Origin of the sequence: Massilia suwonensis (assembly GCF_042655665.1) — a bacterium.
In the GTDB taxonomy this organism is placed as follows: Bacteria; Pseudomonadota; Gammaproteobacteria; order Burkholderiales; family Burkholderiaceae_D; genus Telluria; species Telluria suwonensis.
In genome coordinates this window covers 2,168,046-2,189,941 of record NZ_JBHSMR010000013.1, presented here as the reverse complement: position 1 = coordinate 2,189,941, position 21,896 = coordinate 2,168,046, and the positions used below count along the sequence as shown (strand labels likewise).

The window sequence follows — 21,896 nt, the reverse complement described above, 5'->3', positions numbered from 1 at the left end:
GCTCTTTACAATTTCGAAAGTAAGAATGAATCCGAATATCTATCGCTTCGCGGGAGTATTTGTTGCTCTATTAGGTCTGGCTTACCTCGGTCACCAGGTATTCGTACGGGGCGGGGCCGCACCGCAATCGCAGGCGCCTATGCAGCAGGCGCAGGTACAGAATCATGGCGCCGACGCTGGCGCTGTCGCTCCCGTCGTAAGTTCAAATGCCTACGTCGTTTATCCTGACAAGGCAACGGACGCGGCCCTCGGGCTTTCCTACTCTTCGTTCAGCGGCGACTTCGTCCACAATGTGACGATGACTCCCATGCCGCCCAACGCCGCAGGACGAACCATACTGCGTATCGCTTCGCAAAAAGGCACCACGCTCACCATCGGTCTGAAGGACACGCGTTGCGCCAGCCCGGTGCATGTCGTGGTCAGCAAGATCGATACCAAACAGCCTGTCGAAACGCGTGAACTGACGCCGACTGCGACGAAGTTTTCCATGCCCTTCGCGGAACAGTGGTTGCCGCACATGCTCATCGAGGTCCGCATGGACGACAAGGCGCAGAATAACTACTACTGCGGCGTGGCAGTCGACTGGTCGTAAAGCCCGTGGCCAGGTGCGTCATGCACCTGGCCAGTCCGATGCTGCAGGCAGACGCTGCTGCCGGCTTCTGCCATCAATTCATTTTACGATGGCCTATTACACATGTTCGATACTCAGGTAACTCCTATTGCCACAGCCGGGACGAAATCCGCCCATCCGAGCCGGATTTTCGGTCTCGATGCCCTGCGCGCTCTCGCGGTGTTGCTAGTGCTGGTAGGGCATACGCTCGCGCACCAGAAACCGCCTGCCTGGATTCAATGGTTTTGGGGAGCCCAAGGTTCGCTCGGCGTTGAAATCTTCTTTGTACTCAGCGGTTTTCTGATCGGCCGTATCCTCCTCAAGCAGCTGGTTGCAAATAAGCTCAACAATTTGCGGGATTTGACCCAGTTTCTGTCGCGTCGCTGGGCGCGCACGCTTCCACTATATTTTGCTTTCCTGTTGATCTATTTCCGTTTCGATTATACCGGAATGGGGAACATGGTCACGCATGCGCCATTCTTCGTCTTTCTGCAAAACTTTGCCTGGCAACCTATTCGCTTCTTCGAACATTCGTGGAGCCTGGCGGTCGAAGAGTGGTTCTATCTCCTGTTTCCCCTGCTGTTGCTGATTGCACACAAACTGACTCGTTCCGTCGATCGAGCCTTCTGGATAGCCGGTACGCTTTTCCTTGTATTGCCATTGCTTGGCCGCATGTGGCAGGTGCATCGCGTCAGTGATTGGAACGATTTCAATAACCTCGTCCGTATGGTGGTGGCATGCCGACTGGATTCGATCTTTATCGGCGTCCTCATGGCTTACCTGAGCGTATGCCACGCGCGCTGGTTCAAATTTGTCGGTCAGCTTGCGCCCATTGGCATTGGTGCATTGCTCGTCATTGCGTTTTATTTCGCATGTGGCGCGCCGGGATTGCCAAACCAGGCAGTTTCCCAGGCTTTGCTCTTTCCAGTCATTTCGCTTATGATCGCAACCCTGTTGCCTGGTGCAATTGAATGGCATGGAATCGATAACGGCTATCTCGATCGTTTCATTGTATTTACTAGCAAGATATCCTACTCGCTTTATCTCGGGCACATTGCAATGCTAACCTTGGTAAATAGCGCCCTGGAAATGTATGGAGTGGCTGTGGCTGGCCGGCTTCAGACCCTGGCTATTTACCTGGTTTATTTCGCTTTCTATTACAGTTTCGCATTTATCACTTACCACGCTATCGAACAGCCTTATCTGAAGTTGCGTGATGTCGGAAAGAAAAACTCAAATGTACCTTAAACAAGAAGCAACGCAGAAAATTACCAAAGCGGTCTTTCCAGTCGCAGGCCTGGGTACGCGATTTCTTCCCGCAACCAAGGCAAGTCCGAAGGAAATGCTCCCCGTCGTAGACAAGCCACTGATTCAATATGCAGTTGAAGAAGCCATGGCAGCGGGAATTACCGAAATGATTTTCGTCACCGGCCGCAGCAAGCGCGCCATCGAAGACCATTTCGACAAATCGTATGAAGTGGAGGCCGAACTTGAAGCGCGCGGCAAGGAAAAACTGCTCGAGGTACTGCGCAGCATCAAGCCGAGCCACGTGGACTGCTTCTATGTGCGCCAGCCCGAAGCATTGGGCCTGGGACATGCAGTTTTGTGCGCAGAGAAATTGGTCGGTAATAATCCGTTCGCCGTCATCCTGGCAGATGACTTGCTGCACGGTCCGCAACCAGTCATCTCGCAAATGATTGACATGTACGAGCAACACGATAGTTCCATCATCGGCGTGGAAGAAATTGCGCGTGAAGATACAGCGTCGTATGGCGTCATTTCGGGTGGCGACTTCACGGCCGATATCGTCAAGATGACCGGTATCGTCGAGAAGCCCCAACCAGCTCTCGCTCCATCGAATTTTGGTGTGGTTGGCCGCTATGTCCTGAAGCCTTCCATCTTCAAGCATCTTCGGTCCCTCAAGCCAGGCGCCGGCGGCGAATTGCAATTGACGGATGCTATCCAGTCCTTGCTGCTGGAAGAGCAGACGCTGGCCTACAAATACCGTGGGACTCGTTTTGATTGCGGCAGCAAGCTCGGTTATCTCAAGGCCACGGTCGATTTCGCCCTGCGCCACCCGGAAGTGGCGCAAGATTTCGAAGCATACCTGCGCCAGTTCTTGGGCGCACGCATGCCCGTCTTGGCCTAGCCTGAGGCAGGACGGAACGGTCGCATATGGCCGGCGTGAGCCGGCCGCAATCCGCAGCAACGAGCGCGGCGCAGGCTGGTGCGCAGCTCGATTGCGGCCATGGGAATGGAGCGGTGCCGTCAGCCGCTCCCTGGCCGAAGTCGACGCCATGATCAATTTGCAGATATTCAGTGTTGTCCGCTCGCGCGGTGGAGAGATTACGAAATGAACTATTTCCCGGTATTTTTGACAGTTGTGTTTGTCGTCCGCAACCAGGAAGAAATGCTCGAGGCTTTCCTGCGTAAGGCCATAGCCCAGCTTGCCGGCCTGGTGTCCGACTATGAAATCGTCGTCGTCGACAACTCTTCCGAGGACGGCAGCGTCGGCCTGCTCAAGCGCCTGACGCGCGAGGACGGCTTGCCCAACCTGCAGGTCTACGCGCTGACCAAGGAAGTCGATTCGGATACCGCCTCATGGGTTGGCCTGGAAAACGCTCTGGGTGATTTCGTGGCCGTGATCGATCCGCTCGAGGACGATATCGGCTTCCTGCCGCAAATGCTCGACAAGGCGGTCAGCGGTGCCGACGTTGTCTTTGCCCGCAACAGCCAGAAACCGAAGCGCAGCCTGTCCTATCGGCTGGCCTATGGAGCGTTCAATCGCCTTTACAAATATGTCAATGGCGTCCACCTGGCGAACGAAGCGCCACAGTTCAGGGTGCTGAGCAAGCGTGTCGTCAATTTCATTCTCCAGCACTCTCAGCCCGCCGTCAGCTATCGCCATCTTCCGGCGACTGGCGGCTTTGCCCGCGTAAACATGTCGTACAGTGCCGCACCGCTTGCGGCCAAGACCAAGCGCCTCGCCGCCAGCATGGACCAGGGCATGCGCCTGTTGGTGTCGACCACGCAGACGCCGATGCGTCTCGTGACGAGCCTGTCCCTGTTCGGGGCCGCGGCCAACGTCGGCTATTCGGTCTACGTCGTCATCGTCGGCCTGTTCAAGGAAGACGTGGCGCCGGGCTGGGTCAGCCTGTCGCTGCAACAGTCGGGGATGTTTTTCCTGATCTCGCTGGTTCTGATGGTGCTCGGCGAGTACATCCTGCAGATGGCCAGCCTGTCGAACGAGGGCCCGCTGTACCACGTCGGCCAGGAATTCACCAGCGCCCGCCTGACCCGGCGTGAAAAGCTCAATATCGAGGAGGTGGCACTGCCGGTCGACGCACACGCCGCGAGTATGGGCAAGGGTTCATGAGTTCCCGGAGCGAGTTTGACGCGGTCATTATTGGCGGCGGATTTTACGGGGCGGCCATTGCGGTCTACCTGGCAACGCAGCGCGGCTTGCCGCGCGTCCTGCTGGTGGAAAACGAAGCCAGCCTGTTGCAGCGCGCGTCGTATAACAACCAGGCGCGGGTGCACAACGGTTATCACTATCCGCGCAGTTTCACGACCGCGTTCCGTAGCCGCGTCAACCTGCCCAAGTTCGTCCAGGACTGGCCGCTCGCTGTCAAGAAGGATTTCACGAAACTTTACGCTATCGCGCGCCGTAATTCGAAAGTCACGGCACGCCAGTTCGTCCGCTTCTGCCTCGAGATCGGCGCAAAGATCAGCCCGGCCGATGCCTCGCTGCGCAAGCTGTTCGACGAGCGCCTGATCGAGGACGTTTTCCTTGTCGAAGAATATGCCTTCGACAGCACCAGCCTGGCTGCCTGGGCCAAGCGCGAGCTCGCCAGCAGCGGTGTTGCCGTGCGTTTGCGTACGCGCGCGACGGCGATCTCCAACGATGCCGGTGGCGGGCTGACCGTGGCCCTCGACACGAATGGAACACAGGAGTCCGTCTCCTGCCGCTACGTCATCAATACCTGCTATAGCGGGATCAACCAGTTCGGTGGTGATTTTCCGGGCACCCATACCTCGATCAAGCACGAGATTTCGGAGATGGGACTGGTGCAGATGCCGCCCGAACTTGCCGAGATCGGCATTACGGTCATGGACGGCCCGTTTTTCTCTGCCATGCCATTCCCGGCGCGCGGCCTGCATACGCTCTCGCACGTGCGTTATACCCCGCACCTGAGCTGGGAAGACAAGCCGGGAATCGATCCCTATGCACGACTTGCCGAATACGAACGTGCTTCGCGCGTGGACCGCATGATGCGCGACGTAAGACGCTATGTTCCCGCCATCCTGAATGCCCGCCATGCCGACTCGCTTTTCGAGATCAAGACCGTGTTGGTGAAGAACGAGGCGGACGATGGCCGTCCGATCCTGTTCGAACGATATGCTACATTGCCGGGCTGTTATTCGGTCCTCGGCGGCAAGATTGACAACATTTACGACGTGTTTGAAAAGCTCGATGAAGAGCCGTTTCAAGCGTCAGCGGAGAAAAAATGAAAAACGCTTTGATTGGATTTTCGGGATTCGTCGGTGCCACGCTGATGAAGCAGGCCAGTTTCGACGCCCTCTACCGCTCGACCAATATCGCGGACATCGAGGGCCAGGAATTCGACCTGGTCGTGTGCGCCGGCGCACCTGCGCAGAAATGGATCGCCAACCGCGAGCCGGAGGCCGACCTGGCCAACATCAACCGCCTGATCGCCTTGCTGGACACGGTCAAGTGCAAGCGCTTCATCCTGATCAGTACCGTCGACGTCTTCGGCAGCCCGATCGGGGTCGACGAAGACACGCCGGTCGCTGAAGAAGGCCTGCATGCCTACGGCCTGCATCGGCGCTACCTTGAGAAGTTCGTGGAGTCGAAATTCCCGGGGCACCTGGTCGTCAGGCTGCCCGGCCTGGTCGGCCCGGGCCTGCGCAAGAATGTCATCTATGACTTCCTGAACCAGAACAACCTGGGCGCCATCGACAGCCGCGGCGTGTTCCAGTTTTACCCGATGGTCAACCTGTGGTTCGATATCCAGACGGCCGTGAACGCCGGGCTGAAACTGGTCCACCTGACGGCGGAACCGGTGAGCGTGGCCGACGTGTCCGCGCAGGGCTTCGGCAAGGTATTCGACCAGCAGGTCGGTGCATCGGCCGGCCGCTACGACATGCAGACGCGTCACGCAGCCGTGTTCGGGGGAAGCGGAAAGCACCAGTACAGCGCACGCGAAACGATCCAGGCCGTGCGCGCCTATGCGCAATCGGAGCCGACCGCCGCGGCAAAAGCCGGAGGCGCGGCATGAGACTGGCCATTTCCAACATCGCCTGGGAAGCCGCGGACGACGAAGACTTGCTGCGCTTGCTGAAGCAATACGGGGTCGACGCCATCGATGTTGCACCGGGCAAGTATTTCCCGGTGCCTGCGCAAGCGACGAGCGAGCAGATCGCGCAAGTGCGCGACTGGTGGGCCGCCCGCGGTATCGAACTGACCGGCATGCAGGCGCTGCTCTTCGGTACGACGGGACTGAACCTGTTCGGCGATGCGCAGTCGCGCGCAGCCATGCTGGAGCATCTGACGGCGGTATGCCGCATCGCCGGCGGGCTGGGCGCCACGCGCCTGGTGTTCGGATCGCCGAAGAACCGCGACCGCTCCGGGCTCGACGACGAACAGACGATGACCATCGCAACGGCATTCTTCCGCCGGCTCGGCGACGCCGCACGCGCTGCCGGCGTGATCGTGTGCCTGGAGCCGAATCCGACCTGCTACGGCGCCAACTTCATGACCAACGCTGTCGAGACCGCCGCCGTTGTACGCGCGGTAGCCCATCCCGCGATCAAGATGCAGTTCGATACGGGTGCATTGGCAATCAACGGCGAAGACCCGGAGCAGGTATTGCGCGATTGCGCCGACCTGATCGGTCACGTGCATGCCAGCGAGCCGAACCTGGTGCCGCTGGGCGATGGTACGACCGACCACCGGGCCATGCGCGCCGCGCTCGAAAAGTACCTCCCGGACCACGTGGTGTCGATCGAAATGGTCGCCACCAAAGACGAGCCTCGCCTCGACGCGGTCGAACGCGCCCTCGGCAAGGCGGCAAGCTTCTACCGGCAAGCGCCTGCGGCGCAGTAATGCAATGGCTGGTTCGCTTCGTCTGCATCGTAATGACGCGTCGGCCAGTATTTTGATCGAATCTATTTTTCCGTGAGCATGTCACCGGACCGTCGGGCGCGGCATCCTGCTCGTCCTCACCGGTGCCGTGCGCATTACCGCTCGACTCTCCTAAATAATGAATACAACTCATCTGGCGTCCGCGCCCATCGGCCAGGGATGGCAAGTTCCAAGTTTCGAATCGCCGCTGTGGCTGGGGCGCCAGTACCCGTATTGCGTCGTCATTCCCGTCATCAATGAGGGCGAACGCATCCGCAATCTTCTCAAGCGCATGGCCGCTTGCGGGATCGCGTCGCAGGCGGACATTATCATCATCGATGGCGGCAGCAAGGACGGTTCGCTCGAACTCGGCGCGCTGCAGGCCTTCGGCGTGCGCGGCCTGCTGGTGAAAACCGGGCCAGGCAAGCTGAGCGCCCAGCTGCGCTGTGCCTATTCGTTCGCGCTCGAGCAGGGCTACGAAGGCATCGTTACCATCGACGGCAACGACAAGGACGACCCGGAAGCCATCCCGCGCTTCATCACGGCGCTGGAAGAGGGCGTCGATTTCGTCCAGGCCTCGCGTTTCCTGAATGGCGGCGTCGCGGAAAACACGCCGAAGTCGCGCGACTTCGCGATCCGCTTCATCCACGCTCCCTTGCTGAGCCTGGCGTCGGGATTCAAATGGACCGATACCACGCAAGGCTTCCGCGCCTATAGCCGCAAGATGCTGCTCGACCCGAAACTGGCGCCGTTCCGCGACGTGTTCGCAACCTATGAACTGCTGGCCTACCTGTCTTATCGCGCGCCGTTGCTGGGCTACCGCTGCGTCGAATTGCCGACCATCCGCCGTTATCCGAAGGGCGAGGTACCGACGAAGATCAGTGCTTTCCGCGGCAATCTCGAGGTGTTCAAGGTCTTATTGAAGGCGTGCAGGGGCGCATACAACACATCGCCGGATAACCGGTAACCTGATCAAACGGTAAGAAATCAATGGATAACAAGGCAGTTGGGGAAAACGGCAGCTGGAACAAAGTCGCATCGCGGGAATGGCTTGCGCTGGCGCTTCTCGTCGCGCTGGTGTTCCTCACCTATTCGATCACGCTGACTAGCCGCTTCGGCCTGCTCGACGACTATGCATTCCTGCTGAACGGAATAACCGGCAGCGACGCAACCTTCGATTTGCTGGTTGGCGCGGGCAGGCCATTGAACGCCTTGCTGCTCGATGCCGGTTTCGCAGCGGCCGGCTCGATCGAGAACCTGGCGCTCCTGCGCTTGGTGACCCTGGTGGGCATTGCCGCACTCGCATCTGCCTTGTATGTGTTTGCGCGCCGTCACGGCCTGAGTTCGGCAACGTCGGTGTCGATCGGCGCCGGAGTCGCGCTCCTGCCTTCGTTCCAAGTGTATGCCGCCTGGGCGCAGCATTTCACGACCCCTTTTGCAGCGCTGCTGTCGCTTGTCGCGGCATACCTGCTGACACCGGCGCACTCGGCCGAAAGACCGAGGGTGCACGCTATCCTGCTAGCCGCCATCCTGCTTGCAACGGGATTGTTGATGTACCAGCCGACCGCCATGTTCTTTTGCACTGCAGTGCTGATCTCGGTAATGGCCTCGCCCCAGCCGCTGCGCGACTGGACAATGAGCAGGCTCGCATCCGCAGCGGCCGCCTTCGGGGTAGCGATGACGGCCGCTTTCGTGGCACTCAAGATCGGGCAGCGGCTGTATCCCAGTGGATCGTCACGCTATGGACTGCTGAATGACCCGCTGGGCAAGGCCGAATGGTTCCTGCGCGAGCCGTTATGGAATGCGCTGTCGCTGTTCACCGTCCCTGCCGACAACGCTGTAGCCCTGGCGTGCGTCGCGCTCGTCTGCGCCGGCCTGCTCATCCTCTGCATCCGCAAAGGCACGCGCGCTGGATGCTTCGTGCTTGCCTTATCGATTTTGTGCCTGCTCGGCGCTTATCTTCCGAACCTGGCCACTGCCGAAAACTGGGCGTCGTATCGCTCGATCGGCGCCCTCGCGGCATCAGTGGTCGCGGTGGTATCCATCGTGATCATCGAGCCAGTCACGCGGTATGTGGCGCGGAACGGCGCCGAAAACCGCCGCCGGTCGGCCCATCAGGCAGGCATGCTGGCTGGCCTGGTTGTCATCGTCTGCCTGGCGATGCATGCGCAAAAGACGGTATCTCATGCGCTCGTGTTGCCGAACGTCGCCGAAATAGACAACGTGAGCCAGTACCTCCAGCAACATGCCAACACCCGACAAATTTCGAGCATCTTCGTACGTCCTTCGGCATGGACAGACTCCGCTGCTGCACCCATGGCCTACGACGAGTTCGGGTTGCAGTCGTCGATCAAGGCGTATTACGCACACGCGATCGTCGACATCCTGCGTAAAAGCCTCGACATTTTGCATGACGCGACGATCACGGTGATCGAACACGGGAATCCGGCTGCTGTGCCAAACGACAATGCCACGCTGTATGTCGACTTTGCTTCCTTCGCCAGCAGCGGCAAATACCGGGCCGTGCGTTCGCCGGCCAGCTCTGGCAAGACGATCGTCCTGGCCGATATTTCGGACTATAACTGGACGCACGGGATATGGACGAATCCCGATCGGCCCGCCGAGTACAGTTTTGTTTTCAGCAAAGCCGATAACGGCATGACGCTGCGCCAGGGCGACAGGATCAAGCTAGCCCATTCCGGCGATCGCGCCGTCCTCAAGGTGGTCCGCTTCGGCGATTACACGAATGTGCTGGTCGACGGCCCGCCATTGCTGCCGGCAGACGGCCATCCAGCTGAAGTTGCAGTCATTCGCTAGCTGCTCCCCATCGTCTTATCACATCACACGATGCGTGCCCTGCTGGGGCGTACTTGCTATGTCTCGCTTCCGCCCGGCGGATCGCATGCCGTCATCCCGGTACTCGTCAACGCGGAATCAGGCAACGTGTACGATTCCAGAATCGTCGGCGAGGGGGCAGATCGTTTGGTCATCGAATCTTGCGAAGCGCAGAAAATCGCCTTCGAGCACGCCGATGTGTTGCATCTGTCGTCGCCGGAAGACTTCTATCTCACCGATAGCAATTGGGTGCGCGGGATTGGACGACACCATGCCGGATTCTTCGTACCGAATCGTGCACCTTTTCAGGAGCAAAGACCGGGCGGTATATTCGCACGAAAAACGGCGATGCCAGGATGATGATTACCGGGGGCGCTCCATCCGGGCAATACATCAACGTGACCGTTGACGGAACCCCGCTCGATCCCGAACGAGTCGGCTTGCCCGGCAACTTCGACGTACTGGACACTGCACCGGGTGCGGCGGATGCCACCCGCGAAGATTTTTTCCTTACCGACCAAAACTGGGTTACGGGTATTGCGCGGGTATGGGCGGGATTTTTCGTGCCAAACGAAGCGTCTTACCGGAACCGCTTCCAGCCAGGCAAACAGGTCAGGTTCAAGAATGGCAGTACGCGAACGATCACCTCAGTCGTCGTCTCAGGCGACTACCTGAACGTGTACGTGGAAGGCGCCGTATTGGATCCTTTAAAATCGGCATTCCGAGCCAATCTGTGGTCGTAGCGCCGTGACAGGAACGAACTGCGTCACGCTTCCTGGCCGCGTAGGCCTTCTTCCGGCATCATCCGCGCCGTGCGGCGCTTTCCGTAGGCACGCAGCGGCGTTTCGATCATCCGGTAATTCAATTCCGAAAACAGCAGCGTTAATCCCAGAAAGGCCGTGACGGCTACGCCAGGTCCCAGGGCCTGTGCGAGCCCGCTTAACGGTCCATGTTGCGCGAGCCAGGCCGCCAGCGACATGGCCAGCATGTGCGTCAGGTAAATCGCGTAGGAGCGCGAACCGACATACACGGCGAGCGTACGCACAAAGCGGTTGCTCGTCAGGTAACAGCGGTCATAGCTGGCAATCCAGGTCAGCATGCCGCACAGCAGTGCAGTGACGCCCATCGCATACGCAATCGCCGGTTGCGGCACGCTGATCCGGGCCATCAGGGCAACGAGATACACCAGCAGTGCCAACGGCAGCAACGGCAGGCGCAGCATGGTCGGTTCAAGCTCGCGGTAGAGCCTGGTATGGCTGACGAGCGCGAGGAAGGCGCCCAGGCAAATAGCATCGGTGCGCAGTGCCCACAGGAAGGGCGTCGGCATCGTCAGCTGGCGTTCGATGAAGAACTGCGCGGCGAACGCGGCCAGGAACACGAAAGGCAGCAGGCGGCGCCCCGCGCAGACGGCCAGCAGCGGCAGCACGAGGTAGAACTGGTTCTCGAGCGACAGGCTCCAGTAGATGCCGAATTCCCCGCATTTGCCGGCATCGCGGCAGCTGGAGAAGGTGAAGTCGGCGACCTGCAGCGCCGCCGTCAGGGCCGGCTGCAGCGAGTCCCGGAACGACAGCAGCGTGCCTGTGCCGTCAAGGACGGCCGCGGCCAGCAGCAGGGCCAGGATCCAGAACAGTGCCGAGGGCATCAGGCGCCAGAAGCGCCGTATCAGGAAGGGACGCGCGATCGCCAGGAAACGCCGCAGATCCGGCCCGGCCGGCATCAGATTGACGAGCGACTGCGTGATGATGAAGCCGGACACGCAAAAGAAAATGTCGACGCCGAAGCCGAAGCCGGCCTGCCTGACGACGTTCATGTACCAGTGGTCGGAAGGCAGCAGCCGTGCGACGTGCGCCATGATGACGAGCACGATGGCCAATGCGCGCAATGCTTCGATATCGGTGTTTTTATAAGTTGGTTGGGCTGGCATGGCCGCCTTTCTATTCTGTGTGGAGCGTGGTGTCGATACTGGACACCAATGGCCATTCGCCGTCCGGCCAGGCCACCGTGTCCGCGGCGCCGGGCGATGCCTGGACGGCGTCGATACGGCGGTGCGGCGCGATGCGCTGCAGCTCGGTGCGTACGCTGGCCGACCAGTTCCAGGCATCCTGCGCCACGCCCGTTTCGATCGCCTCCGCCGGACGGACAGATGCTGGCGCCGTAATGCGGTGCATCCAGACGCCGTCCTCGAAATCGACCCGATCGCAGTCCGGACTTTCGGTGATGAGGCACACGATGTGTCCTTGCGCCGCCAGCGAGCGGGCCAGGGTTTCGTCAGCGGGCGACAGGCGGCGCGCGACCAGCACCAGCGCCTTGGGCGCGACTGCGTCGATCACCTTGTCGAAGGCCAGGAACGCGCCGGGCCAGGCACGCTGCTTGTCCGGCGTGATGTATTCCCGAGTGCCGGACAAGCCGCGCGCCATCGCGCGCTCCCACGCGCTCTTTACCTGTCCGGCCAGCGCCGCGCGCTCGCTCGCCGGCAGGCGGCCGGCAGCGATATGGCTCTCGACTTCCTGCCACTGCTCTTCGGCGAAGCGCCGGTTGTCGGCCAGGATGTCCGCCAGCGGCACGTAAGCACGCCCATGCTTGAGCCCGAAATACAGCCTGTTCTTGATGACCGGATAGCGATACCGCGTGATCTTGTGCTCGTTCCGGATATTGCTCGGTGCGAACTTGTGGTGGACGTAAGCGTTGGGCAACTGCCGGATCAGGTAGCCGGCGTCGACCAGGCGGCAGCACAGCTCGGTCTCGTCCAGGTAGTACTCGATTTCCTCGTCGAAGCCGCCCACCTCGAGCAGGGCGCTGCGCCGGAACGAGGTATTCGTGCCCTGCAGGTAGGGGAATTCGAAAGCGCCCGGATAGGCCAGGTGGTCGGCCGGGCGGGTCAGGCGCCAGTTGGCGTTCGCCAGCCGCGTCGCGCTCGAGTATTCGTATTGGTACGCGTAGCCGGTCTGGTCGAACACCAGGCCGCCGGCGGCGCCCACCGCCGGGTCGTCGTAGGCCTGGGCCAGCTGCTCGAGCCACTCCGGCTCGGGAATGGCGTCGTCGTCGATGAAGGCGACGATGTCGCCGCGCGCCATGCAGATGCCGATATTGCGCGAGACGGACAGGTTGGCGACCTCGCAGCGGGCGGCGCGGATCGCCGGCAGCCAGGCGTCGATCACGTCCTGCGAGTGGTCGGTGGAGGGACCGTTGACGACGATGACTTCGAAGCGGCCGCGGTACTTCAGCCAGCGCAGGCTGTCGAGCGTTTTCGCCAGCAGCGTTGCGCGGTTGAGGGTGTTGATGACGATCGAAAAGCTCAGTGGCATGGTCGGCTCTCAGTGCGCGGCCGCAGGCGCAGGCTTGTCGGCAAGGATCTCGAAGCCGGGGCGTCCATCGTGCATGCCCGTTTCCGTAGCGTGCGTGACCATGAAGCCGGCCGCACCCAGCAGCGAACCCAGGCTGGCCGGGCTGAGCATGTTCAGCTGCAGGCGGCCGTCGCGATCGGCCGCGCCGTACAGGATGTCGCGCAGCGCGTCGTACTCGCAGGCGCCTTGCGCATAGGCGGCCAGCGCGGCGCCGGCGTCGGTGGCTTGCACGCGCAGGCGGCCGCCGGCCTGCAGGCAGGAGAACAGCTGCGGCAGCGCGTGGTCGCGCAGCTCGGCCTGCGTCAAGGTCTCGAACAGCCAGGCGACCTGGATCTCCGCGGCGGCGCCGGGCGCCGGTGGTACGGCGCCGGCGGTCTCGTCGAAGCCCGCGCGCACGTAGCCTGGCGGCGTCTCGCCCTGGCCGAGGTAGAGCCGGAGCGGCGCGGCAGCTGCATGTTCAGGGGCGACGCACAGGCGCGGCGCCTGGTCGTCCGCCGGGGCCATGCCGGCATCCGCGCCCAGGCCGGCCGCATCGAGCCGCTGGCGCAGCGCATGCACTTCGCGCGTCAGGCGGCGCAGGGCGACCGGCACCGAACGCGCCAGGTTGGCGTCGCCGGCCGTGTTTTCGCGCAGCTCGTCGACGGCGCGCCAGAGTGCCGGCCGGGCCGGCCGCGCGCCTGGCGCGTAGCTGCCGGACGCGAGTCCGATGACTTCGGCGCGCAGCTCCGGCAGGCGGACGATGGCGATCGCAATGCGTACCAGGCGGCCGAGCACGGGCACGGTCTGGGCGCGGCGGGCGGTCTTCTTGATCAATGTTTTCATCGGATGGCCTGCGGATGCAGGAGGGCGAGCAGTTGACGGACGTTCTCTTGCCAGGTCATCCAGCGCAGGGCCGAGACCGGGGCCAGCTGGCCGGCCTCCTTGCGCGCAAGCCAGTCGCGCACGGCATCGGCAAGGGCTGCGCCATCGAGGCCGCTGAAGTAATCCACGCCGCCGGCGCCGACTTCACGGAACACCGGCAGGTCGCGCGCGAGAATCGGCAGGCCGTGGCGCGCCGCCTCGATGAGCGGCAGGCCGAAGCCTTCGCCCTCGCTCGGCGCAAGCAGGCAGCTGCTGGCGCCGTAGATCTGTTCCAGTTCGTCGTCGTCGACGCCCGTCAGCCAGAGCAGGCGGCGGCCCAGTTCGGGATGCGTGCGCAGCCGTTCCACGATGCGCGGGATGGTGCGCCGGTCGGCCTCGGGCAGGCCCTTCCAGCCCTCGTTGCCGACCACGACCAGCTTGGCCTCGAACCCGGCCTGCCACAGCAGCTCGAACGCGTCGAGGGCCTGCAGATGGCCCTTGCGCGGCTCGATCGTGCCGACCATCAGGAAGCTCGGCTGCGCTGCGATCTGGCGTACGCGTTCGCCGGGCTGGGCGGCCGCCTGCGCGGGGCCGGCGATGTCGGCGCCCAGATGCAGTGCGGTGATCTCCGGCACGCGCTGGCCGGGGGCCGTCCTGGCCAGCCAGTCGCGGAACTCGTCGGCCACCGCGCCCGAGATGCCGATCACCCTGTGCGCCTGGGCGGCGATGCAGGCGAGCCAGGCGCCGTGGATCAGGTCCGCGTTCGGCGGGAAGAACTCGGGGCGCAGCACCGGCAGCAGGTCGTAGAGCACGAAGTTGATCTCGACGCCGCGCATGCGCCAGCGGGCGAACACGCCTTCGCGCGCCGCTTCCATGGCGATGTGGGGCGAGTGGTCGCCGCTGTAGTAGATGTCGCCGGCCTGGACGTCGACCAGGGCGTCGCCGGCGGGCAGCGCGCCTTCGATGCCGAGCAGGCGGGCGGCGTACTGGCGCGCGTAGCGGCAGCGCAGGGCGCCGTCTTCGTGGCGGAAGTACACCGGTTCGACGCGCAGGGCGCTGCCGGACAGCTGCAGCAGCTCGCGCAGCTGGGTGCGCACGACGCGCTCGATGCCGGTTTTGAGGTCGTGCTGGGCGATCGCGGTCACGTCGACCAGCAGCTGGCGCGGCTGCAGCGGGTCGCGTGCGCGCGCGATGCTGCGCGCGCATTGGTGCAGCACGGCGTCGTCGAAGTCGATGCCGGGCGTGTCGAGCAGGCGTTCGTACAGGGCGCCGCGGCCGCCGCGGCGGCGCGCGCCGGCGCGCGCCAAAGCCTGCCGGTACTGCATGCCGCAACGCTCGGGGCTGTTTTTCGCCGTCACGAAGGCGAGCGCCGCATCGCGCAGCCGGCGCCGTTCGGCCGCGTCGCCGCGCAGCAGGGCCAGCGCGCCGGCCAGTTCGTCGACCCCGAAGCGGTCCGGCAGCATGCACACGGCGTCGTGGGGGAACTCCGCCATCGAGCCATTGGCATTCAGGATCGTCGGCAAGCCATAGGCCAGGCAATCGAGGGCGGTCGCGGAGGTCTCGCCGCGCGAACCGGTACGCAGCTGCACGCCGGCGTCCGCCGCCTGCAGGTAGCGCAGGTAATCGTCGTCCGCGATCCAGCCCGTGATGCGGATGCGCTTGCCCGCAGCGGCCGCACGGATCGCCGCGGACAGCTGCGCGCCGTACTCGAGGCCGTCGTTCTGGCCGACGAAGACCAGTTCGCACGCGGGATCCTGGTGCAGGCCGGCGGCGACCCAGGCCTGCACCAGTTCGAGGCAGTGCTTGGTGGCGGCAACGAAGCCGAAGTTGCAGACCACGAAAGCGTCAGGCGCGATCCCGAGCGCGGCCCGCGCCGCGGCGCGGTCGTGCACGGCGGGCAGGGCGCGCGGCTGCGGCACGAGGGTCCAGTCTTCGCCCACCTCCGGTCCGTACCACTGGCGTGCCAGCTGGCGCGTGAATTCGGAATGCACGATCACGTGCGTGGCATCCTGCAGGATCTCGAGATTGCTCGGGTAACGGTGCTTGGCCTGCTCCCAGCCCGCTTCCGTCCGGCTCAGCTGCAAGGCGCGATAGCCGTGCGAGGAGAACAGGGCGCGCGACCAGGCGCCCGGCATGGCGCCGGTCATCTGTTCGTAAGACAGCACGCTGCTCAGGTAAAAGTCGTGCAGCACCACCACGCCCGGATGCTCGGCCAGCAGCGCCAGCATGTGGCTGTGGAAGGGGCTGTTGCCGAGCTGGTAGACGATGTGTTCGTAATCGCCCGCATGGCTGCGCAGCCAGGCTGCGTCGCGGCGAGGAAGCGCATCGAGGGGCGCCGGCAGGCTGACGGCTTCCTGTTCGATGACCAGGTCGATCTCGAAATACGGCAGCAGCGTCGGCAGCACGCGCACCGCATAGTCGGCAATGCCGGTTCGCGCCGGCGGCAGCGGCGAGACGAAGGCGATGCGCGGTTTTGCGGCCGCGGGCTGCGCCGCCAGTTCCACACCGGCCGCCAGGCTGGCATGGCGCTGCTCGAGCGCCTCCAGCGCGCGCCGCGCGCTGTGGTCCCAGCTGAACCGGGCCGCCTGGGTGCGGCCGTGTTCGCGCAGGCGCGCCAGCAGGGCCGGATCGCGCAGGACCGTGGCGATCCTGGCGCCGATGGCGGCCGGATCGTGCGGATCGAACAGGGCTTCTTTGAGGCCCACCACTTCCGGCACGCTGGTCGTGTTCGACCCGATGACCGGCGCGCCGCAAGCCATCGCCTCCAGCGCGGGCAAACCAAAGCCTTCATGCTTCGAAGGGAAGACGAACAGGGCGCAGCTTCGGTACAGCGCGATCAGCGTGGCATCGTCGACGTAGCCGGTGAATACCAGCTCGCCCGCGGCCAGCCCGCAGCGCTGCGCGTGCTGCTCCATCGCGCTGCGCTGCGTTTCGCTGGTCTTGCTGGCGATGAGCAGCTGATAGCGGGATCGCAGCTCGGCCGGCAGCTGGCTGAAGGCCGTGATCAGGCCGTCGATGTTCTTGCGGCTGTCGAAGCCGCCCGGCGCGTACATCAGGAACTCGCCGCGCAGCCCGAAGCGGGCGTGCAGCGCGGCCCGTTCCGCTTCCTCCACCGGGGCCGGCACGAAGCAGGCGTCGGCGGCCGTGGAAATCGACACCACCTGCTGCGGCGCCAGGCCGAGGGCGTCGAGCGCTTCCTGGCGCGAGTAGTCGGAGATCGCCAGCAGCAGGCCGGCTTCGCGCAGCGAGGCGAGCTTGTTGTCGTAATAGCGGCGCTGCGCATCGGTGCCGAGATAGGCATCGGGGTTCAGCAGCGGGATCAGGTCGTACAGGATGACGGCCGTCGTGGTGCCCGGCATGAAGCGGCCGACCGACACCACCGCGTCGTCGATGAGGCCTTCGAACAGGCTGGTGACGAGCACGGCATCCGGCTGGATCTGGCCGATGAAGTATTCGCGCAGCAGTTCGTTGGCGCGGGTGCGCCGGCTGTTGCGCGTTTCGATTTCGGCCGATGGCGCCAGGATGTCGAAGACGCGGATACGTTCGCGCGGCACCAGCCCGGCGAAGGCATCGCGGATCTCCTCGATCGCCGCGCCGAGCGCGCCGTTCAGGACCAGCCACAGTTCGTGCTGCCGCGCGTTGCGGGCGATGGCCAGCGCCAGCGCCAGCGAATAACGCCCGATGCCGCGCGAGCGGCTTTCGGACTGGGCGCCCTGCATGTCGATGACTATTCGCACCGGTCTTTCCTTGCCTGCTGTGCCTGTTTCAATTCGCGGAAAATGCGCGCCGTCCTGGCCGGGGCTTCGCCACCGATCATCGGCTCCGGCGGCGTGGCGCCCGACTGCATGGCCCAGGCATTGCTGTACAAGAGCGAGCGCAGGCGCGACTGGAGACCGGGAATGCGCGACAGTACGATGCGTGCCGCGCGCTTGACCCGGGGCTGGCGCAATGCGGCGGACATCAGGCGGCGCACGGCCGGTGCGGCCATGCGGGTAAGGTGTGCGCGTAGCTTACGCATGGCGGCAAGGCGAGCGGTATCCTGCTGCGTTGTTCATAAGTCGATGAAGCCTGGAATGCCGGCCAACAGCCGCCGTTGAAAAGATGCAATCATAACATGCAGCATTGCCGGATTCGCCTGCCGGGAAGCGGCGGCGACCCGGCTTTGCGCTCATTTCAGCGTGGCGTGCCGGCGCGGCCGTTGACATTGCACAGCTGGTAGTCGAACGGATTTTTTCCGACGAATGCGCGGTAGGGACGGCAGCTGCCGGGGACGAGCGACAGGCCGTAGCCGTCCAGCACTTGCCGCGCCCGCTGCAAGGTCGTGCCATCCGCGTCGTCGGACTTGGTCATGACGTAGAGCGGCCCGCTGCGTTCGGCCACCATCTGGCCGACGCGCGCCCGGTACAGGTCGGACTCGGGGAAGCCCGAACTGAGCGACACGAAGGCCAGGCGCGCCGGGAACATGGTCACCAGCCAGCCCATGGGCGGGTCGCCATGCACCGTGAACACCAGGCTTTCCTCGGGCTGGGCAATGGCCGGCACCTCGGCGTGGAAGCTTTCTCCCGCCCACTTGGCGCGGCCCCAGGACGGGCTCTTCACGAGCGCCGCGGCGACCACGACCAGCAGCAGGGCGGCCACCAGCCGGGCCGTCTGCGGTCCGGGCTTGAGCCGCTGCGCGATCAGCCACAGCACCAGCGGCGCGAGCAGCTCCAGCGGCACCAGGTAGCGGTAGATGCTGAACAGGTTCATCCAGACGAGGTAGGCGAGGCCGAAGAACAGCCACAGCATGGCGTGGTGCGAGCGCAGCGCCCCGTCCGGCGCGCTTGTCCGGTCGCGGCGGGCCAGGAGGTGCATGCCCAGCAGGATGAAGGCGACGTAGAGGATGGGCCAGACCAGCAGCGACAGCCGGATCTCCGAGACCTGGCGCGGATCAAGCGCGAACACGAAAGGCCACAGCAGGCGTTCGATCCAGCCCTGCGGCAGCCAGTTGGTGTCGCCCACTGCCATCGGGCTGGCGAGCGGCCCGTGGAAGAGGTTATTAAATTGAGGGAACAGCGGATTGCCGAACATCGTCCACATCTTCCAGTACCAGTGCCCCGCACTGGCAGCCATCCCGAGCAGCACGCCGATGCCGAAGGTGAACATGCAGCGCAGGCGCGCCAGGAAGGAGGCGGGCAGCGCGAACAGGGACAGGCAGAGCGCCAGCGCGTACACGGCATTGGTCAGTTTGAGGCCGGTGCCCAGTCCGGCGAGCAGGCCCGCGCCCAGCAGGGCGAGGCCGGCCGCCGCGAGCACCTGCCAGCGACGCAGCAGGACCAGCAGCGCGCCGAGGATGAACAGGGCGGTCATGTTGTCGCCCATCGTGTTGCCGATCTGGGACACGAAGCCGGCGCCGAACATGCCGGCCAGCGCCAGCAGCAGGGCCAGCCGGCCGCGGTGCGGCTGCTGCTGCGGCAGCAGCGCGCGTCCGATCAGCAGCAGCAGGACGAAGTTCAGGCCATGCAGGGCGCCCATGACGAAGCCGGCCAACGGCCCCGGCAGTGCATGGACCAGGCCGTAGTACAGCAGGTCCAGCGTCGGGTTGAAGTAGCTCTGCATCTGCGCCGGCGCCAGGTCGAAGCCGATCTTGCCGTTGAGCCAGGCGAACGGGTTGTACAGGTGGTAGTTGCGCAGGTCCCAGTTGTCGTCCTGGCGCAGCAGCACGGAAATCAGCCCGAACAGCAGGGGCACGATCCACATGGCGCGGTCTTGCAGGGTAGGCTTGTCCAGGCCCTGCCACAGGCGGCGGGGCAGGCTGGCCGGTTTGGGCGGATTCATCCGTTCTCCATTATCACAGCGAGCTCGGCGCTCGCTTATTTCTTAAACACAAGGAACTTGGCGCTCGAAAAATTCACGAACATGCCGGCCAGAGAGCCGGCGGCCACGGCCACGACTGGGAGGAAGGGCAGGCCAGGCGCGAGCGAGACGACCGCGCTGTAGGCCAGGTAGTTGACGACGCCGCCGCCGAGCATGGCCAGCAGGTAGCGCCACCATTGCGGGCGCGGCGCGTTGGTTGCGCCGCCGGCGAAGGTGTACCGCCGGTTGAGTTCCCATGTGGCCCAGACGGCGGCCAGGAACGAGCACACGCGGCCGCCATAGTAGCCCAGGCCGATCGACAGGCAGGCATACAGCACCACGATGTCGACGACCAGGCCAGCGACCCCGACCAGCGCGAAGCTGGCGAACTGGCGCGGCGCCTTACCCATTGCTGCGCACCGGGGCGGGCACGGCCAGGTAGGCGAAGCGCTTCTGCTCGATCCGGCCCTTCGTGACCGTGTCCAGGATCAGGCCGCAGGACAGCAGGATGATCCCGAACAGGGTCAGCGCGGTGCACAGGAGCGCGGTCGGCATGCGCGGCACGAGTCCGGTCTGCAGATAGGTTTCGAAGATCGGAATGGCCAGCACGAAGGCCAGCAGCACGCACAGCGCGGCGCCCGCCGAGAAGAAGGTCAGCGGCTTTTCGGTCTTGAACAGGCGCACGATCATCAAGAGGATGCGCGCGCCGTCGCGGTAGGTCGACAGCTTGCTAGACGAGCCTTCCGGACGCGATTTATAACGCGTTTCGACTTCACCCACCGGCATGCGCAATTCCAGCGCATGCACCGTCAGTTCGGTCTCGGTTTCGAAGCCGGTCGCGTGGGCGGCGAAGGACTTCACGTAGCGGCGCGAGAACACGCGGTAGCCCGACAGCATGTCCGAGAAGCTGCGGCCGAACAGGGTCGCCACGCAGCCGGTCAGCATCCGGTTGCCGAAACGGTGGCCGAAGCGATAGGCTTCCTGCTCGTCGGTCACGCGCGAACCGACCAGCATGTCCAGGCCTTCGTCGACCAGGCGCTGCGCCATCTGCGGCGCCACTGAGGCGTCGTAGGTGTCGTCGCCATCGACCATGATGTAGATGTCGGCTTCGACGTCGGCGAACATGCGGCGGATCACATTGCCCTTGCCCTGCAAGGGGACGCTGCGCACCGTCGCCCCCGCTGCGCGGGCGATCGCGGCCGTGTCGTCCTTCGAGTTGTTATCGAAGACGTAGACCTCGGCTTGCGGCAGGCAGGCGCGGAAATCCCTGACGATCGTGCCGATCGTCAGGGCTTCGTTATAACAGGGAACAAGGATGGCGATGCGTTGTCCGGCCAGAGCGCTCATTGGCCGCTTCCCGCGGATTGCGCGCAATGCGGACACGACACCCCATACACATACTGCGGCGACAGCTGCTCGCGCGGCGTGACCACGGCGCGGCAGGCGAAGCACTGGGTGGTGACGGTCGGTTCGAGCTTCGGATTGAGCGCGGTGCGGTAGTCGAAGACGAAGCAGTCTCCGCGATAGTGGGCGCCGCCGACTTCCTCGAAGTACTTGAGGATGCCGCCTTCGAGCTGGTAGACGTTGTCGTAGCCGATGTTCTGCATGTGGATCGCCGCCTTTTCGCAGCGGATGCCGCCGGTGCAGAAGGTGACCACGGTCTTGCCGGCGAAGTCGTCCTTGTGGGCAGCGATCACTTCCGGGAACTCGGTGAACTTGGCGATGCGGTAGTCGACCGTATTGTCGAAGGTGCCGACGTCGACCTCGAAGTCGTTGCGGGTGTCGACCATCACGACCGGCTTGCCCTGGTCGTCGTGGCCCTGGTCGAGCCAGCGCTTGAGCGTGGCCGCTTCGACCGACGGGGCGCGGCCCAGCTCCGGCTTGATCAGCGGCATGCGCATGGTGATGATCTCCTTCTTGATCTTCACCAGCATGCGCTTGTGCGACTGCTCTTCCGAATAGCTGTATTTGACTTCGATGTCGGCGAAGCGCGGGTCGCGGCGCAGCCAGGCGAGATACGCCTTGATGTCGTCCGGCAGGCCGGACAGGAACATGTTGATGCCTTCCGGCGTCAGCAGGATGGTGCCGCGCAGCTTCAGATCCGCGCAGATCGCCTGGAACTCCGGGCGCTTTTCTTCGGTGTCGTCGAAGCTGACGAATTTGTAGGCGGCGATGTTGACGTAGGGGCCCGTCGCCGGCGCCGCGCTTGCCGCAGTCGTGTCAATGGTGGTGGTTTGCATGATTACCAAGTAGCTCAATTCTGGTCAACCGCTATTATAAGACGGTC

20 protein-coding genes are annotated in these 21,896 nt (G+C 63.7%); 11 read left to right on the top strand and 9 right to left on the bottom strand.

What is annotated here, in order from left to right; genetic code table 11:
• Positions 1-25 precede the first annotated feature (25 nt).
• The 11 genes from ACFPQ5_RS17900 to ACFPQ5_RS17850 all read left to right on the top strand — a co-directional run bounded on the left by ACFPQ5_RS17900 (position 26) and on the right by ACFPQ5_RS17850 (position 10,333).
• The gene (locus ACFPQ5_RS17900) at positions 26-592 is read left to right on the top strand and encodes a hypothetical protein (protein WP_379758746.1); all 567 of its coding nucleotides are present in this window, start codon (positions 26-28) and stop codon (positions 590-592) included.
• A gap of 102 nt (positions 593-694) precedes the next feature.
• Entirely contained in the window at positions 695-1,858 is a 1,164-nt protein-coding gene (locus tag ACFPQ5_RS17895; RefSeq protein ID WP_379758743.1) for an acyltransferase family protein, read from the top strand.
• On the top strand, positions 1,848-2,759 hold the full coding sequence (gene galU, locus ACFPQ5_RS17890; RefSeq protein ID WP_379758740.1) for a UTP--glucose-1-phosphate uridylyltransferase GalU: 912 nt from the start codon (positions 1,848-1,850) through the stop codon (positions 2,757-2,759). The genes ACFPQ5_RS17895 and galU overlap by 11 nt, the downstream gene beginning before the upstream one ends.
• A gap of 204 nt (positions 2,760-2,963) precedes the next feature.
• Positions 2,964-3,986 carry a glycosyltransferase gene (locus ACFPQ5_RS17885; protein WP_379758737.1) on the top strand — a complete coding sequence of 341 codons (1,023 nt, stop codon included), beginning with the start codon at positions 2,964-2,966 and terminating at the stop codon, positions 3,984-3,986.
• A complete protein-coding gene (locus tag ACFPQ5_RS17880; RefSeq protein WP_379758734.1) occupies positions 3,983-5,122 on the top strand; it encodes an FAD-dependent oxidoreductase in 1,140 nt (379 codons plus the stop codon). The genes ACFPQ5_RS17885 and ACFPQ5_RS17880 overlap by 4 nt, the downstream gene beginning before the upstream one ends.
• A complete protein-coding gene (locus ACFPQ5_RS17875) occupies positions 5,119-5,910 on the top strand; it encodes an NAD-dependent epimerase/dehydratase family protein (RefSeq protein ID WP_379758731.1) in 792 nt (263 codons plus the stop codon). The genes ACFPQ5_RS17880 and ACFPQ5_RS17875 overlap by 4 nt, the downstream gene beginning before the upstream one ends.
• On the top strand, positions 5,907-6,737 hold the full coding sequence (locus ACFPQ5_RS17870) for a sugar phosphate isomerase/epimerase family protein (RefSeq protein WP_379758728.1): 831 nt from the start codon (positions 5,907-5,909) through the stop codon (positions 6,735-6,737). The genes ACFPQ5_RS17875 and ACFPQ5_RS17870 overlap by 4 nt, the downstream gene beginning before the upstream one ends.
• 157 nt (positions 6,738-6,894) lie before the next feature.
• Positions 6,895-7,722, top strand: a complete 828-nt coding sequence (locus ACFPQ5_RS17865) for a glycosyltransferase family 2 protein (RefSeq protein ID WP_379758725.1) — start codon at positions 6,895-6,897, stop codon at positions 7,720-7,722.
• A 23-nt stretch (positions 7,723-7,745) separates the two neighbouring features.
• Positions 7,746-9,572 carry a glucosyltransferase domain-containing protein gene (locus ACFPQ5_RS17860; RefSeq protein WP_379758722.1) on the top strand — a complete coding sequence of 609 codons (1,827 nt, stop codon included), beginning with the start codon at positions 7,746-7,748 and terminating at the stop codon, positions 9,570-9,572.
• A 30-nt stretch (positions 9,573-9,602) separates the two neighbouring features.
• Positions 9,603-9,950, top strand: coding sequence for a hypothetical protein (locus tag ACFPQ5_RS17855; RefSeq protein WP_379758719.1), 348 nt, complete (start codon positions 9,603-9,605; stop codon positions 9,948-9,950).
• Positions 9,947-10,333 (top strand): hypothetical protein, encoded by a 387-nt coding sequence (locus ACFPQ5_RS17850; RefSeq protein ID WP_379758716.1) that lies wholly within the window; start codon positions 9,947-9,949, stop codon positions 10,331-10,333. Before ACFPQ5_RS17855 ends, ACFPQ5_RS17850 begins: the two co-directional genes overlap by 4 nt.
• Positions 10,334-10,356: 23 nt before the next feature.
• Here the strand turns inward: ACFPQ5_RS17850 and ACFPQ5_RS17845 are convergent, their stop codons facing one another.
• The 9 genes from ACFPQ5_RS17845 to ACFPQ5_RS17805 form a co-directional block, all read right to left on the bottom strand.
• A complete protein-coding gene (locus ACFPQ5_RS17845; protein ID WP_379758714.1) occupies positions 10,357-11,514 on the bottom strand; it encodes an acyltransferase family protein in 1,158 nt (385 codons plus the stop codon).
• Positions 11,515-11,524: 10 nt separating this feature from the next.
• Positions 11,525-12,895: a glycosyltransferase family 2 protein gene (locus tag ACFPQ5_RS17840; protein WP_379758711.1), complete on the bottom strand. Its 1,371-nt coding sequence runs from the start codon at positions 12,893-12,895 to the stop codon at positions 11,525-11,527.
• 9 nt (positions 12,896-12,904) lie between these two features.
• Entirely contained in the window at positions 12,905-13,756 is an 852-nt protein-coding gene (locus ACFPQ5_RS17835; RefSeq protein WP_379758708.1) for a hypothetical protein, read from the bottom strand.
• A complete protein-coding gene (locus ACFPQ5_RS17830; protein ID WP_379758705.1) occupies positions 13,753-17,511 on the bottom strand; it encodes a glycosyltransferase in 3,759 nt (1,252 codons plus the stop codon). The genes ACFPQ5_RS17835 and ACFPQ5_RS17830 overlap by 4 nt, the downstream gene beginning before the upstream one ends.
• Positions 17,502-17,792 (bottom strand): hypothetical protein, encoded by a 291-nt coding sequence (locus ACFPQ5_RS17825; protein ID WP_379758702.1) that lies wholly within the window; start codon positions 17,790-17,792, stop codon positions 17,502-17,504. Before ACFPQ5_RS17825 ends, ACFPQ5_RS17830 begins: the two co-directional genes overlap by 10 nt.
• Before the next feature lie 155 nt (positions 17,793-17,947).
• On the bottom strand, positions 17,948-19,591 hold the full coding sequence (locus ACFPQ5_RS17820; RefSeq protein ID WP_379758699.1) for a hypothetical protein: 1,644 nt from the start codon (positions 19,589-19,591) through the stop codon (positions 17,948-17,950).
• 35 nt (positions 19,592-19,626) lie between these two features.
• On the bottom strand, positions 19,627-20,019 hold the full coding sequence (locus ACFPQ5_RS17815) for a GtrA family protein (protein WP_379758696.1): 393 nt from the start codon (positions 20,017-20,019) through the stop codon (positions 19,627-19,629).
• Positions 20,012-20,956, bottom strand: a complete 945-nt coding sequence (locus tag ACFPQ5_RS17810; protein WP_379758693.1) for a glycosyltransferase family 2 protein — start codon at positions 20,954-20,956, stop codon at positions 20,012-20,014. Before ACFPQ5_RS17810 ends, ACFPQ5_RS17815 begins: the two co-directional genes overlap by 8 nt.
• Entirely contained in the window at positions 20,953-21,849 is an 897-nt protein-coding gene (locus ACFPQ5_RS17805) for a sulfurtransferase (RefSeq protein ID WP_379758690.1), read from the bottom strand. Before ACFPQ5_RS17805 ends, ACFPQ5_RS17810 begins: the two co-directional genes overlap by 4 nt.
• Positions 21,850-21,896: the final 47 nt, after the last annotated feature.